Source organism: Microbacterium sp. A93 (genome assembly GCF_051842835.1).
This window is the reverse complement of record NZ_JBPXMT010000015.1, coordinates 25,155-39,438: the sequence shown is the minus strand read 5'-3', so window position 1 is coordinate 39,438 and position 14,284 is coordinate 25,155. Positions and strand designations below refer to the sequence as shown.

Here is a 14,284-nt window from a genome sequence, read left to right as displayed (position 1 = left end):
AGAAGCCGGCCGTCAGGGGACGGCCGGCTTCTGGAATCCCGCCTCTACAGAGTCAACGCTTCAACAGCGTCAGAGGTTCAACCGTGACAGGTGTGTCAGCGGTTCGCCCAGACCGGGTCCCGCTTCTCGATGAAGGCGCGCACGCCCTCCACCCGGTCCTCGGAGAGGTACGGGTTCGGGCCCACGTTCAGGCGCAGCGCCGTGGTGACGGGCAGTCCCCAGGACTTGGTGGCCATCTCCTTGTAGCGGCGCTGGGTGACCGGGGAGTTGCGGACGATGCGCTGCACCATCTCCTCCACCTTGTCCGCGTACTCCTCGGCGGAGTACACGTGATTGATCAGGCCGAGCTCCTGGGCTTGCTCCACCGGGATGGTGTCCGCGGTGTACAGCAGCTCGAAGGCCAGTCCCCGCGGGATCAGCCGGGGCAGCAGGATGGAGCCCAGGTTGGCGCCCATGCCGCGGCGGGCCTCGGTCAGCCCGAACTGCGAGCCGGCCTTGGCGAGCCGGATGTCCGAGGACAGGGCCAGCTCACAGCCGCCGGCGATGGCGTGGCCGTTGAGGGCCGCGATCACCGGCTTGTAGGTCTCCAGCATGACCTCGAACAGGTTGCGCAGCTGGCCGGTCATCGGGACGTGGATCTGACGGCCGGCCTGGGCGGTCTCGTCCATCTCCTTGAGGTCCCCGCCGGCGCAGAACGCCTTGTCCCCGGCCCCGGTGAGCACCACGCACCAGACGTCCGGATCCGCCCCGGCCTCCACGAAGGCCTCCACGAGGGCCGCGGTGGTTCGGGTGTCCATGGCGTTGCGTCGTTCGGGACGGTTGATGGTGATCCGGGCGACGTTTCCGTCCATGGAGTAGAGGACGCGGCCCTCCTCCAGTTCGATGGTGCTCATGCCTTCTGCTCCTGCTGGGTCTGCTGGTGATGTGCGGTCGGTGTGGGAGGGGTGGCTTCGCCGATGACGCCGGCACTGACCAGCTCGTCGATGCGCTGCGCGTCCAGTCCCAGGTTCTCCAGGACGGAGCGGCTGTCCGCGCCGAGCTCCGGCGGGGCGGTGGGACGGTCCAGCGGGTACTGCCCGTCGAACGTCATGGGCAGGTTCACCACCGAGAAGTCGCTGATGCCCGGGTGGTCCATCGGCACGATCTGCTCGAGGGACTGCACCTGCTCATCGGCCAGCACCTGGGGGATGTCGTTGACGGGGGAGTGGGGGACCCCGGCGGCCCGCAGCCGGGCCTCCATGTCCTTGACCGTGAAGCGTCCGGTGATCGCCGAGAGCAGGTCGTTGAGCTGATGGCGGGCGCCCACGCGTTCGGCGTTGTCCGCGAAGGCGCGGATCGGATCCGCGTCCGGGACCTCGAGGGCGGCCAGCAGCCGGTTCCAGGTGGCGTTGTTGCCGGCCGAGATGAAGATGAACCCCTCATCAGCGGACGGGAACGCGCCGTAGGGCACCACCCCGCCGAAGCCCGAGCCGAGCCGCTGCGGTTTGGGATTGCCGGCCTGCACCGCCTGCAGCTGGGGTGACATCCACATCAGGGCCGTCTGCAGCAGGGACAGCTCGATGTGGCCGCCCTCGCCGGAGACCTCCCGCCGGCGCAGTGCCTCGAGCACGGACAGTGCGGTCCACATGCCGGTCCCCATGTCCAGAACTGAAACCGGCACGCGGGCCGGTGCGCCGCCGTCGTCCCCGGTGACGGAGACGATCCCACCGTAGGCCTGGACCAACGGGTCATAGGCGGGACGGTCCGCCATGGGGCCGGTACCGCCGAAGCCCGTCATCTCGCAGTAGATCAGGCCGGGGTTCGCCGCGCGCAGGGCCTCCGCGGAGAAGCCGGCCTTGGCCAGCGCCCCGGGCCGCAGGTTCTGCACCAGCACGTCCGCGGAGCGCACCAGCTCCCACAGCACCTCGGCGCCTTCGGGCTTCTTGTAGTCCAGCACCACCGAGTTCTTGCCGCGGTTCAGGGACAGGAACGTCACGGAGCGCCCGTCCCAGGAGGGTGGGGCCCAGTTCCGGCTGTCATCGCCGGTGCCGAAGCGCTCCACCTTGATGACGGTGGCGCCCAGATCGGCCATGATCTGGGTGGCGAAGGGTGCCGCCACAGACGTCCCGATCTCGATGACGGTCACGCCGTTCAGTGAACCCAGGGCCGGATTCAGTTGCTCAGTTGCCTTCATGGTGTCCTTCGTGTCGTTCGTGTCCTTGCCCGTGCCGGGCGGCTGATGCGTCCCGGACGGTGCGTTCGTAGTGGTCGCGTTGGGCCGAGGCGATCGGCGCCTTCCAGGGCGAGGGGGCCCCGGCGTAGACCTCCGGGCCGAGCCGGAAGTGCTGGGCCTGCTCGAAGGTCTCGATGAAGGGCAGGTCCATGGGGTAGACCGCGTCCCCTTCGGGGCGGGGCCCGGCCTGGGAGACCCGGCCCCAGAGCGCGTGGCCCACCATGTCCGTGGCGAGGGCGGCCGCCTCGATCAGGGTCTCCAGGCTGATGCCGGTCTCGACCCCTTCGGACTCCAGCAGGTGCACGAAGTCCTCGGTGGGGATCATCCCGGTGAGCCGGCCGTTGCCGCAATAGGGGCAGCCGCCCATCCCGCCGAGGCCGGTGTCCACCACCAAGTGGTCCTCGGCCTCCAGCTGGTACAGGGCCTCGTAGGCGGAGAGCATGGCCATGCCCCGGGCATCATGCAGGTGCAGCTGGAAGCGGCGGATCTGCGGCCAGGTGGCCTTGATCAACGCGATCTGCTCGCGCATGGCCTTCGGGGTGTTCCAGCTCATCGGATCGCCCAGCTGGACGCGGGTGACCGGGATACCGGCCCGCTCCCACGCCTCGATCTGGGTGGTCAGGGCCTCCATGCGCTGCTCCTGGGTGAAAGGGCCCACCCAGTTGGAGCCCCAGGCCGCGTTGACGCAGACCTCGGCCTCGGTGACGCCGGCGGCCTTCGCCTCCGCCACCACGGTGGGCAGGGACTCGCGCTCCTGGGCGGTGGTCCGGGCGTTGTTGCGCTGGACGAACACATCGCACAGGTGCAAGCGGGACACCCCGACCCCCGGCTCGCCGGCGGTGAACTTGTGCGCGTACTGGGCGATGCGCTCCCGGCCGCGGGCATTCAGCGCCAACGCCGTGTAGTTGACCCCGGGGGCAGGCTCGAAGCGTTCGGCCAGCTCGTCGATCTGGGCCATCTGCGGCACCCACTTGGGGCTCACGAAGGATCCGACCACGATGTTCTGCAGTCCCGAGGTGGACAGCAGGTCCAGCAGCTCGAGCTTGCGGTCCACGGGGATGTCCGCGCTCTCGATCTGCATCCCCTCCCGCAGGGCCTCCTCCACGAGGGAAACCTGCGGCAGCGCGTTTCCCCGTGCAGGGTGGTGTGCATCATTGCGGCCCATCACAGGGCACCTCCAGTCCATCCGATGAGTAGTTCCTTGACGTCCGCCTCCGCCGCCAGCCCGTCCACCGCGGCCGAGAGCCGGGTTGCACCCGCGCCGTCCGAGGGGAGTCCGGCGTAGGCGAAGCAGGAGGCCACCTTGTCCTTCAGATCCGTGGCGGTCAGCGGGTTGCTGCTGTCCCCCCGGGCGGCGTAGACGGTGGCATCGGGCCGGGAGCCGCCGGCCATGGACATGGAGACGGTGGCGTACTCGCGCCCGGCGTACTCGTGCCCGGCGCCCGCCTCGCCCAAGGTGACCTTCCGGGCCAGCTCGCGCACGGCGCCGGCGGCCTCGAAGCCGGCCGGGGTGAAGTCCTCCAACACGATGGTGCCGTTGACCAGGGCCAGCGCCACGCAGTACTCGAGGCTGAACTTGGCCTCGCTGCCCGTCTGCGGCGGCTCGGTGCGCAGCGGCGCCGTGCCGGTCTCGTGGACGAGCACGTCGATCGATTCGATGTCCTGCAGCGGGGCATCCCCGCGGAAGTCCAGCCGCATGTCCAGCACGGCGTCCACGGCGCGGTGGGTGCCGTAGCAGGACGGGTAGCGCTTCAGTCCCCAGTCGAAGGCCCAGTCCTTCAGCCAGTACTCGAAGCGTTCCTCCACGTCCTCGGCGAACGTGGCCAGGGGCGTGCTGGAGGAATCCCCGAACCGGGCGAAGTACCCGGCCGGGGCCTCGAGCTCGTGCAGGTTGGCGGTGATGCCGGCCTGGGCCCAGCGCACGGCCAGGAGCGCGTCCTGGGCGGAGAGCCCGGCGTGCATGGGCTTGGTCATGGTCCCGAAATTGGCCCGCGAGCCCGAGGCCAGGGTGGAGGCCATGGCCAGGGCCGTCTGCGTGGTCGCCGGGTCCAGGCCCTGAAGCCGGGCCAGGGCGGCGACGGCGGCCAGTCGCCCGACCGTGGAGGTCGAGTGCCAGCCCCGGGCGTAGTGCTCGTGGCTCGGCAGGGCCTGGGCGATCGTGCGGAACATGGCGTGGCCCACGTTGAAGGCCTCCGCGAACCTCGAGAAGGTGAGCGGGCCGGCGTCGGCCGCCAGCAGTGCCGGGACCAGCACGGCGCTGGGGTGCAGCGGCATGGTGGGGGAGACGTCGTCGAAGTCCAGGAAGTGGGCCGCGGTGCCGTTGAGGAAGGCCGACGCCGGGGCGCCGCCTGCCGCGTCCGGCGCCCAGGGGGCGCTGCCCGCCGGGTCCGCCACGGAACCGGCAGAGCCCTGCGGTCCCGTCACGGACCGCAGCCGGCGGATGCCGTCCTCCCCGGCAGCGGCCGCAGCGACTGCGAGGGTGTCCACCAGGGCGTGACGGACGATCTGCCCGTGCAGGGACGCCGGGACCTCGGTGGTCAGGGCGGCCTCGGCCAACCGTTCGGTCAGCCCCGTCCGGGTGGCGGTCGTGGTGGCCGTGGTGGCCGTGGTGCTCGTTGGGGTCATGGCCATGATCAGAAGGACTTCGGCAGACCCAGCGTGCCGTGGGCGATACCCGCCAGGACCACGTTGTTGCTGATGGGCGCGATGGAGGGCAGGCGGGCCTCACGGAAGTGACGTTCGATGCCGTACTCCTCGGCCACGGCGTAGCCGCCGAAGGTGTCGAAGGCGGCGTTGGCGGCCTTCCACAGGGCCTGGCTGGCCAGCAGCTTGGCGCCGTTGACCTCGAAGCGGGGGTTGTCCCCGGCCTCGTACATGGCGGCAGCGCGCCAGCGCATCAGGGAGGCGGCCTCCAGGTCCGAGTAGGCCTGGGCGATCGGGAACTGGATGCCCTGGTTCTGGCCGATCTGACGGCCGAAGACCTCACGCTCCTGGGCGTACGTGACGGCCCGGTCGATCATGTACATGCCGGCCCCGACGTACTCGGAGGTAGCCAGGATGCGCTCGGCATTCATGCCGGAGAGGATGACCTTGAAGCCCTTGCCCTCCTCGCCGATGCGATTGGCCACCGGAACCTCAAGGTCCCGGATGGTCAGCTCATTGGTCTCGTGGTTGACCATGGTGCGGATCGGGTTGGCCACGATCTGGCCCTTGGCCTGCGCCTCGTTGAGGTCCACCAGCATGGCGGTGAGACCGTCGGTCGGCTTGGCCGCGTCCTCCCGCTTGGTGGTGCGGGTCAGCAGCAGGATCAGGTCCGAGTGCTGGATGCGGGAGATGAAGATCTTGTTGCCGTTGACGATGTACTTGTCGCCCTCGCGCACCGCGAAGGTGCGGATCCGCGTGGTGTCCGAGCCGGCATCCGGCTCGGTGACGCCGAAAGACTGCAGGCGCAGCTCGCCGTCGGCGATCTTCGGCAGGAACTCGTTCTTCTGCTCCTCGCTGCCGTGCCGCAAGATGCTGCCCATGGTGTACATCCCGGCGCGGACGGCACCGGCGTGGCAGCCGTTGCGCTCCAGCTGCTCCAACACCACCGCGGCGTCGGAGATGCTGGCGCCGCCGCCGCCGTACTCGTCCGGGATCAGCATGCCCATCCAGCCCTCGGCGTACAGGGCGTCCACCATCTCCTCCGGGTAGGAGCGCTCGCGGTCACTCTTGATCCAGTACTCGTTGTCGAAGGGCTTGCACAGCTCGTCGATGGCCTCGCGGACGGACAGCTGTTCCTCGGTCAGTCCGTAGGAGGAGGATGCGATCTTGTGGGACATGGGTGTCACCTCTCTGGAAATGGCGCTCAATGGCTCTGGTGGTGGGATCTGGTGGTGCGTTCTCCTCAGTCAAGCCCGGGCGGGGACAACCCGGGATGAGTCGTAGCGCACAGTGGAATTCTGTTCCGGGGCAGGGGCGGGTGCAGGGTCTGGAGCAGGATCAAAAAGTCTGTTAACGGTGACGGCCGGACCCCTTCGAACGCTGAGGTTCAAAAGGGCCCGGCCGTAGGGTCACCACCGATCGTCCGCCCCGGCTGGGGGAGGGGGCGGCAGTAGACCGGATCAGTTCAGGGTCAGGCCCTCGGAGTTGATGTAGATGTCATCCAGCATCAGGGTGGGCAGGCCCCACTCAGTGAAGACGGACTCGTAGACGCCCGCGTCCTTGAGCTCCTTCAGGGTGGCCCGCAGCAGCTCGGCCTTCTCCTGCTCACCGGCGATCACGCCGAAGGCGATCGGGGCGTCGTTCAGCTGGTCGCCGACCATCGTGAAGCGCTCCGGCTCCTTCTCGGCGAAGTGCAGCACGGAGGAGATGGAGTCGTAGGTGACGTCGATGCGGTCGGCCTCGAGGGGGACGGTCATCAGGGTGTTGGAGAAGCCCACTGCCTCGGTGCCCTCCACGCCCTTGGCCTCGCAGTCGGCGATGAACTCCTCGACCTTGACCTCCTGGTTGGTGCCCTTGGCCACGCCGATGGTTGTGCCGCAGATGTCATCCACGGTCTCGATGTCCGAATCGGCCTTCGTCAGCCAGCCCAGTCCGGCGATGGTGTAGTCCACCATGGTGAGGACCTTCTGACGCTCGGGGAAGTCGCCGGTGGCCGTGGTGAAGGCGTACTGGCCGGCCTGGACGCCCGGGACCTGGGCGTCGAAGGGTGCGACCTCCATGTCGATGTCGATGCCGAGCTTGGTGGACATCGCCTTCACCAGGTCCGGCTGGACGCCCACGGAGTTGCCGTCCTCATCCACGAAGGCGTTGGGACGCAGCACCTGGAGGGGCACGGTGATGCCGCCCTCCCAGTCCGCCGGGACCCGGTCCGCCAGGTCCTGGTTGAACTCGACCGTGTGGCCGTAGAGCTCCATGGACTCAGCGGTGTCCGAGTCGCCGCCGCCGCAGGCGGTCAGGCCGCCGGCCAACAGGGTGAGGGTGGCACCTGCGCCGAGGGCGCGCTTGGTCTGGGATGTGAGGTTCATGGTGGGTTTCCTAGTCAGCAAGGGGTCAGCACAAGAGGGGTCAGTAGCCGCGGCCGAAGCGCTTCTCCAGACGGGACTGGCCGATCATGGCCAGGATGGTCAGCAGCAGGTACCACATGCAGGCCACCGTCAGCAGGGGGAGGGTCTCGTAGGTGCGGCCGTAGATGTTCTGGGCCACCGTCAACAGCTCGGCGTAGCCGATCACGGAGACGAGCGAGGTGTTCTTGAACAGGGTGATCAGCTCGGTGGCGAATGCCGGGATGGTGACGCGGATCGCCTGGGGCAGCACGATCCGGCCGAAGGCCTGGCCGCGCGGGATGGACAGGGCGCGGGCGGCCTCCGTCTGGCCCTTGGCCACGGACATGATGCCGCCGCGGATGATCTCCGCGGTGTGCCCGGCCACGATCATGGCCAGGCCGAGCATGGCCGCGCCGAACTGGCTGAGGATCGTGTTGGTGGGGACGGAGATCAGTGGGTCCATCAGGGGCAGGCCGATCCCGATGACGGGGAACAGCGCCGAGAGGAAGTACAGCACCAGGATCAGTACGAGGGCCGGGATGGCGCGGATGAAGCCGATGTAGGTCAGGGCGATCACGCGCAGAGCGGGGGACTTGGACATGTTCATCAGCCCGACCACGAGACCGGCGACCAGGCCCACGGCGCCGGCCGCGAAGGTCAGCATGATGGTGCGGCCCAGGCCGCCGAAGATCTGGGGGTCAAAGAGGTAGGTGAAGACCACGTCCCAGTTCCACCGGGGGTTGGTGAAGAGGTTGATGACCGCGGAGATGGCGATCAGGACCAGGACGATCCAGGCGATGACGTTGACCCAGTTGGTGGGCTTGACGGCCCGGGCCACGTCATAGTCGGGTAGCTTCGCCGCCCCGGCGGTCTCCGGGCCGGTGGTGGTGATGGGGGTGGTGGTGTTGTTCATCGTAAAGCTCCTAGTGCTCGACGTGAGCGAGGAAGTTGCGAAGCCGGCTGCTCTGAGGGCGGTCCAGCAGGTCGTTGGGGGGGCCGATCTCCACGATGTGGCCGCCCTCCATGAAGGCGATGCGGTCACAGACGTTGCGGGCGAACTCCATCTCGTGGGTGACCACGACCATGGTCATCCCGGTGTCCGCGAGGTCCTGCATCACGCCGAGGACCTCGCCCACGAGCTCGGGATCCAGCGCGGAGGTGGGCTCATCGAAGAGCATCACCTTGGGGTTCATGGCCAGCGCCCGGGCGATGGCCACGCGCTGCTGCTGGCCGCCGGAGAGCCGCTGCGGGTAGGCGTCCTTGAACTCCATCAGCCCCACCCGCTCCAGCAGTCTCATGGCCCGGTCTCGGATCTCCGCCTTGGACTGGAGCTTGTTGAGCTTCGGGGACAGGGTGATGTTCTCGTAGACCGAGAGGTGCGGGAACAGGTTGAACTGCTGGAACACCATCCCGGTGGGCAGCCGCTGCCGGGCCACCTCCTTCTCGCGGAGCTGGTAGAGCTTCTCGTCCTTCTCCACGAAGCCGAGCCGGGAGCCGAACAGGTGGATGGCTCCGCCGTTGATCTCCTCGAGCTGGTTCATGCACCGCAGCAGCGTGGACTTGCCGGAGCCCGAGGGGCCGATCAGGGCGAGGACCTCGCCTTCGGCCACCTCGAGGTTGATGTCCTTGAGCACCTCCTTGGGACCGAAGGACTTGGCCAGGTGGCGGATGGAGACTGCCGCCGTCAGGTCCGGCAGATTCACGTCCGGTTGCATCTGTGTGGGGTTTGACATGGGGTTCCTTCACTCTCCGCCGGGAACGCCGGCCGCGAGCTCGACGGCGATCGCCTTGGTGTGGGTGTATTGCGTGAGGGCTTCGAAGCCCTTCTCCCGGCCGTAGCCGCTCATCTTGTACCCGCCGAAGGGCAGGTCGATGGTGGGGCCGAGATAGGTGTTGATGTAGACCTGACCCGATTCGATCTCCCGGGCCACGCGGTGGGCCCGATCCAGATCACGGGTCCAGACGGCGCCGGCCAGCCCGAAGTCCGAGTCGTTGGCGATCTCGATCGCCTCCGCCTCGTCCTCGAAGGGGATGACCACGCCGACCGGCCCGAAGACCTCGTCCCGGGCGATCGGCATGGTGTTGTCCACGCCGGTGAACACGGTGGGGGAGACGAACAGCCCGCCCGAGCCCTCGGCGGCCAGCGGCACCACGTGCTGCTGGGCCCCGTGCTGCCCGGCGGTCTCAAGGATCTCGCGGACCTTGCGGAACTGGGCGCGGGTGGTGAGCGGTCCCATGTCATGCTCAGCGGCGAATTTCCCGACGGCGGCCAGCAACAGTTCCACGAATTCGTCATGAACCGCGCGTTGCACCAGGATCCGGGTGCCCGCGCTGCAGGCCTGGCCGGAGTTGCCCAGGAAACCGCGGGCGGCGATGGTGGCCGCCTTGGCCAGGTCGGCGTCGGCGAAGACGATGTTGGCCGACTTGCCGCCGAGCTCCAGGCTCAACGGCAGGATCCGCTGGGCGGCGAGGGCCCCGATGGCCTGGCCCGTGCGGACGGAGCCGGTGAAGGCCACCTTGGACACGGTGCGGTGCGTCACGATCGCCTCGCCCACGGCCGGGCCCGAGCCGCTGACGATGTTGAGCAGCCCGTCCGGTAGCCCCGCCTGCTGAGCGAGCACGCCCAACTGGAAGGTCGTCGTCGGGGTGAATTCCGAGGGTTTGATGACCACGGCGTTGCCGACGGCCAGGGCCGGGGCGGCTGCGCGGGCGGCCTGGTTGAGCGGGGCGTTCCAGGGCGTGATGACCCCGACCACGCCGTAGGCCTCGCGGCGGGTGTAGGAGTGGTAGCCGCCGCCCATGTCGATGGTCTCGCCCATCAGTGCCGGGACCATCCCGCCGTAATAGGAGAAGTACTGGGCGGCGGCCTTGATCTCCACCAACGCGCCGCCGGCGGGCTTGCCGGTCTCCTCGGCCTCCCACGCGGCCAGATCCGCGGCGTTCTCCACGATGAGCTGGGCCAGACGGATCAGCTTCTCGGAGCGGACCAGCGCGGACTCTCGGGCCCAGGACTTCTGCGCGGCAGCGGCCGCCCCCACCGCGGTGGCCACGTGCTCGGCGGTGCCGGCGGTGGAGTGACCCACCACCTCATTGGTGCGTGGGTTGATGATCTCCAGGGTGTCCGCGTCGGCCGGATCGCCGGAGCTGACCACGGCTCCGTTGATCCAGTGCGGCACCGTGCGCAGCTCGCCGGCGGGGCCGACTGCGCTGGTCCGGAAGCGGTGGACGCCCATCAGATGCTCCGTCCGCCGTCGACGTCGAGGCAGACGCCGGTCTGGAAGGAGGCCATCTCGGAGGCGAGGTAGACGATGGCGTTGGCCACGTCCTGGGTGTCGGCGGTGCGGCCCATCGGGATGCCGGCCACCATGGAGGTGCGGACCTCGTCCGGGAGCTTGTCCGAGCCCATGGCGTTCTTGACGAAACCGGTCTCCGCGATGACCGGGCTGACCGAGTTGACCCGGATCTGCGGGGCCAGCTCGACGGCGGTGGCGCGGGTGAGGGCCTCGACGCCGGCTTTGAGGGAGCAGTACACGGCGTGGCCGGGGCGGGGACGCTTGGCGGAGATGGAGGCCACGTTGACGATGTTGCCGATGTTCGAGGCGCGCAGGTGCGGCAGGGCCGCCTGGGTGGCGAGCACGGTGGAGCGGTAGTTGATCTGGTAGAGCCAGTCCATGTCCTTCACCGAGGTGTTCTCGAGCGGGCCGCTGCGGTTCGGGGCGCCGGCGTTGTTCACCAGCACGTCGAGGGAGCCGAAGGTGTCCACGGCCGACTGGATGCCGGCGGCGATGGACTCCGGGTCGGTGACGTCCATCTTGAGGGCGACGGCGGAGGGGATTTCCGCAGCGACCTCCTGGGCCTTCTCCAGGTTCAGGTCGGCTACCACCACGTTGGCGCCGCGCGCGCCGAAGCTGCGGCAGGTCTGGCCGCCGAAGCCGCCGGCCCCGCCCGTCACCAGTACGGTCTTGCCATCAAATCTGAGATCGCTCATGGAAGTCTCCTTGCGTCGTGCGTCTGAGGGGTACGGAGGTTCGTCGCTCGGTCCGGTGGTGAAAGAACCGGCGGTGTCCTGCGTCCCGATGTCCGTGACTAGCATCACGCGTACCGGAGGCGCCCCACGTCCGGATCTCTCACCCACCGGAATACAGTCGCCGGACCGTAGGCCTGACGCAGGGTTGACCTGAGCGGAGCCGCTGGCCGGCCCCACGGCGTCACGGCCGCGCTAACTGTCGATTCGTTCGGCGATTCTCGACGTGTAGCGCGGCCGTGATCTGGGGTGGGGGACAATAGTTCTTAAGTTCAAAGGTTTCCACCCTAGTACCGCACCCGACCGAGGAGAGCCCGTGCAGCAACGCCGACCCAATATCCTGTTCGTCCTGGCGGATGATCTGGGCCAGGGAGACGTCTCCAGCTTCAACCCCGGCGCTGCCTGGACCACCCCGCACCTGGACCGGCTGGCGGCCGGCGGGATGCGGTTCACCGACTCCCACGCCACCAGCTCCCTGTGCACCCCGTCCCGCTACGCCGCCCTGACCGGCCGCTATAACTGGCGGTCCCGGCTCAAGCGGTCCGTGCTGCCGGGGGATTCCGAGTCCCTGATTGAGAAGGACCGGCTGACGCTGCCGGGCTTCCTGGGCACCCAGGGCTACCGGACTGCCGTCGTGGGCAAATGGCACCTCGGCCTGGACTGGCAGCTGACCCCCGAAGGCAACGCGCTGCAACAGGACGCCGCGGCGAACGGCGAACCGCCGCTGCCCGAGCAGCGCATGGGCCGGGGCGGGAACTTCGACCCCGACTACATGCACCGCTCGGAAGGGTTGGACATCGACTACGCGAAGCCGGTCACCTTCGGCCCGCGGGAGGTCGGCTTCGACTACTCCTTCATCACGGCGGCGAGCCTGGATCAGCCGCCGTACGTCTACCTCGAGGACGGACAGGCGCAGCAGGTCCCCACCCACATCGGGGGAGACTACTCACCGCTGAACCGGGTCACCGCCGAGCACCAGCAGTCCATCCAGAAGGGGCCGATGGCGGAGGGCTATGACATCCACCGGGTGGCCCCGGACTTCCAGGCCAAGGCACTCGAGGTGCTGGACGGCTTCCTGGCCGGGGAGGACCCCTGGTTCATGTACGTGCCCAGCCACCTGGTGCACGGCCCCATCATCCCCAACGAGCCCTGGCAGGGACGCAGCGGGCAGGGCCCCTACGGTGACTTCGTGCTGCAGTTCGACGAGTACGTGGGCCAGCTGGTGGAGCGCATCGACGCGGCCGGCGCCGGCGAGGACACCATCATCATCGTCACCTCGGACAACGGGGCCTCCGGGGTGGCAGACCTGCCCCGGCTCGCCGCCCAAGGCCACGATTCCTCCAACGGCTGGCGCGGCATCAAGTCCGAGATCTGGGAGGGCGGGCACCGGGAGCCGACCATCGTGCGCTGGCCCGGCACCATTCAGGCCGGCTCCGTCAGCGCGGAGACGGTCTCCCACTCGGACCTGTTCGCCACGGTGGCGGACGTGCTGGGGGCCGCGGTCCCGGAGACCGCCGCCGAGGACTCGATCAGCAACCTGCCCCTGTGGACCGGGTCCCAGGAGCCGGTGCGCACGGACCTGGTCTCCCACTCGGGCGGCGGCGGCTTTGCCATCCGTCAGGGGGACTGGAAGCTGGAGTTCGTGACCACGGGGGACGGCATGGCCCAGCGCTTCGCGGAGAGCCAGGGGGCCACCCCCACCGAGTACCGCGCCGCCCAGCTCTACCACCTGGGTCAGGACCCCCGCGAGCAGCACAACCGCCTGGACGAGGAGCCCGAGGTGGTGCGCGAACTGACCGAACTGCTCTCCAGCCACATCCGCCGCGGACGGTCCACGCCCGGCGCCGAGCGGCCCAACCACGCCAACGCCCCCTCCCGCAGCTGGCGGCAGATCGCATGGATGACGGACGCCGAGACGGTGGTGGAACAGTGCCTGTAGAGCGGTCTGGACACCAGGCGACAGGGCCCGACGGCGGCCCCGGCACCTCGGGCGCACCGGGCGGGCTTTCCGACCTCGTCACGGTGCCTGGGGGCTCGTTCCGGATGGGCTCGGACCGCGACTACCCGGAGGAGGCCCCGGCGCACCGGCGGTCTGTGGCCGCCTTCCGGCTGGAGCGGCACCCGGTGACGAACGCGCAGTTCGCCGGCTTCGTGGAGGCCACGGGCTACGTCACCGAGGCGGAGGAGGATCCCGATCCCGCCGAGCTGCCCGGCGTGGACCCGGCCCTGGTGGTGCCCGGCGGGATCGTCTTCACGCCGACTGCCGGCCCGGTGCCGCTGGACGACTGGCGGCAGTGGTGGAGCTACGTGCCCGGGGCCTGCTGGCACCGGCCCACCGGGCCCGGCAGCTCCGTGGTGGAGCAGCCGGACCATCCCGTGGTGCACGTGTCCTACCGGGACGCGAGCCGCTACGCCCACTGGGCTGGGCGGCGCCTGCCCACCGAGGCCGAACTGGAGTACGCGATGGGCCGGGACCACCCGTCGTCGCGCTATGCCTGGGGCGAGGAGGTGCGCCCGGGAGGCCGGCTGAGGGCCAACACCTGGCAGGGCGCCTTTCCGTACCGCAACGACGGCGCCGCGGGTTGGGTCGGCACCTCACCGGTGGGGACCTTCCCCGCCGACTCGCTGGGCCTGGTGGACCTGACCGGCAACGTGTGGGAATGGACCTCCACGCTGTTCACGGCGCACGGATCCCAGCCCGAGGCGGCGGAGCCATCGGTCAGCTCGGCCAGCTGCTGCGGCGGTGGCGGCGCGCGGTCAGCCCCGGAGGGTGCCCCAGCCGAGACCACACCGGGAGGACCACCGCAGTACGTGGTCAAGGGAGGCTCCCACCTCTGCGCTCCGGAATACTGCCACCGCTACCGGCCGCCCGCCCGGCAGGCGCAGGCCGCGGACACGGCCTCCGTCCACGTGGGCTTCCGTTGCGCCGCCTGACCCCCGGATCATGAGAGCGATAACTGTCGACTCCTTCGGCGATTCTCGACGTCAACTGGTGCCGTGATCAGGGGGTGTGGATAACTT

12 protein-coding genes are annotated in these 14,284 nt (G+C 69.2%); 2 read left to right on the top strand and 10 right to left on the bottom strand.

Annotated elements, in window-relative coordinates; all coding sequences use genetic code 11:
• Positions 1-95: 95 nt before the first annotated feature.
• From ACSU1G_RS29640 to ACSU1G_RS29595, 10 genes are all read right to left on the bottom strand, one after another.
• Positions 96-893, bottom strand: a complete 798-nt coding sequence (locus ACSU1G_RS29640; protein ID WP_439284428.1) for an enoyl-CoA hydratase/isomerase family protein — start codon at positions 891-893, stop codon at positions 96-98.
• On the bottom strand, positions 890-2,173 hold the full coding sequence (locus ACSU1G_RS29635; RefSeq protein ID WP_439284427.1) for a CaiB/BaiF CoA transferase family protein: 1,284 nt from the start codon (positions 2,171-2,173) through the stop codon (positions 890-892). Before ACSU1G_RS29635 ends, ACSU1G_RS29640 begins: the two co-directional genes overlap by 4 nt.
• On the bottom strand, positions 2,160-3,377 hold the full coding sequence (locus tag ACSU1G_RS29630) for a citramalate synthase (RefSeq protein WP_439284425.1): 1,218 nt from the start codon (positions 3,375-3,377) through the stop codon (positions 2,160-2,162). Before ACSU1G_RS29630 ends, ACSU1G_RS29635 begins: the two co-directional genes overlap by 14 nt.
• Positions 3,377-4,837, bottom strand: coding sequence for an MmgE/PrpD family protein (locus tag ACSU1G_RS29625; protein ID WP_439284424.1), 1,461 nt, complete (start codon positions 4,835-4,837; stop codon positions 3,377-3,379). Before ACSU1G_RS29625 ends, ACSU1G_RS29630 begins: the two co-directional genes overlap by 1 nt.
• Before the next feature lie 8 nt (positions 4,838-4,845).
• Positions 4,846-6,033 (bottom strand): acyl-CoA dehydrogenase family protein, encoded by a 1,188-nt coding sequence (locus ACSU1G_RS29620; RefSeq protein WP_439284422.1) that lies wholly within the window; start codon positions 6,031-6,033, stop codon positions 4,846-4,848.
• A gap of 282 nt (positions 6,034-6,315) precedes the next feature.
• On the bottom strand, positions 6,316-7,221 hold the full coding sequence (locus tag ACSU1G_RS29615; protein WP_439284421.1) for a transporter substrate-binding domain-containing protein: 906 nt from the start codon (positions 7,219-7,221) through the stop codon (positions 6,316-6,318).
• A gap of 40 nt (positions 7,222-7,261) precedes the next feature.
• Positions 7,262-8,152 (bottom strand): amino acid ABC transporter permease, encoded by an 891-nt coding sequence (locus ACSU1G_RS29610; protein WP_439284419.1) that lies wholly within the window; start codon positions 8,150-8,152, stop codon positions 7,262-7,264.
• A 10-nt stretch (positions 8,153-8,162) separates the two neighbouring features.
• Positions 8,163-8,972, bottom strand: coding sequence for an amino acid ABC transporter ATP-binding protein (locus tag ACSU1G_RS29605; protein WP_439284418.1), 810 nt, complete (start codon positions 8,970-8,972; stop codon positions 8,163-8,165).
• A gap of 9 nt (positions 8,973-8,981) precedes the next feature.
• On the bottom strand, positions 8,982-10,472 hold the full coding sequence (locus tag ACSU1G_RS29600; protein WP_439284416.1) for an aldehyde dehydrogenase family protein: 1,491 nt from the start codon (positions 10,470-10,472) through the stop codon (positions 8,982-8,984).
• Entirely contained in the window at positions 10,472-11,227 is a 756-nt protein-coding gene (locus tag ACSU1G_RS29595) for an SDR family NAD(P)-dependent oxidoreductase (RefSeq protein WP_439284414.1), read from the bottom strand. Before ACSU1G_RS29595 ends, ACSU1G_RS29600 begins: the two co-directional genes overlap by 1 nt.
• 352 nt (positions 11,228-11,579) lie before the next feature.
• Here ACSU1G_RS29595 and ACSU1G_RS29590 point away from each other — a divergent pair, with 352 nt between their 5' ends.
• Together ACSU1G_RS29590 and ACSU1G_RS29585 are read left to right on the top strand one after the other, a co-directional pair.
• On the top strand, positions 11,580-13,202 hold the full coding sequence (locus ACSU1G_RS29590; protein WP_439284412.1) for a sulfatase family protein: 1,623 nt from the start codon (positions 11,580-11,582) through the stop codon (positions 13,200-13,202).
• The gene (locus tag ACSU1G_RS29585; RefSeq protein ID WP_439284410.1) at positions 13,193-14,197 is read left to right on the top strand and encodes a formylglycine-generating enzyme family protein; all 1,005 of its coding nucleotides are present in this window, start codon (positions 13,193-13,195) and stop codon (positions 14,195-14,197) included. The genes ACSU1G_RS29590 and ACSU1G_RS29585 overlap by 10 nt, the downstream gene beginning before the upstream one ends.
• The last annotated feature ends 87 nt before the right edge of the window (positions 14,198-14,284 follow it).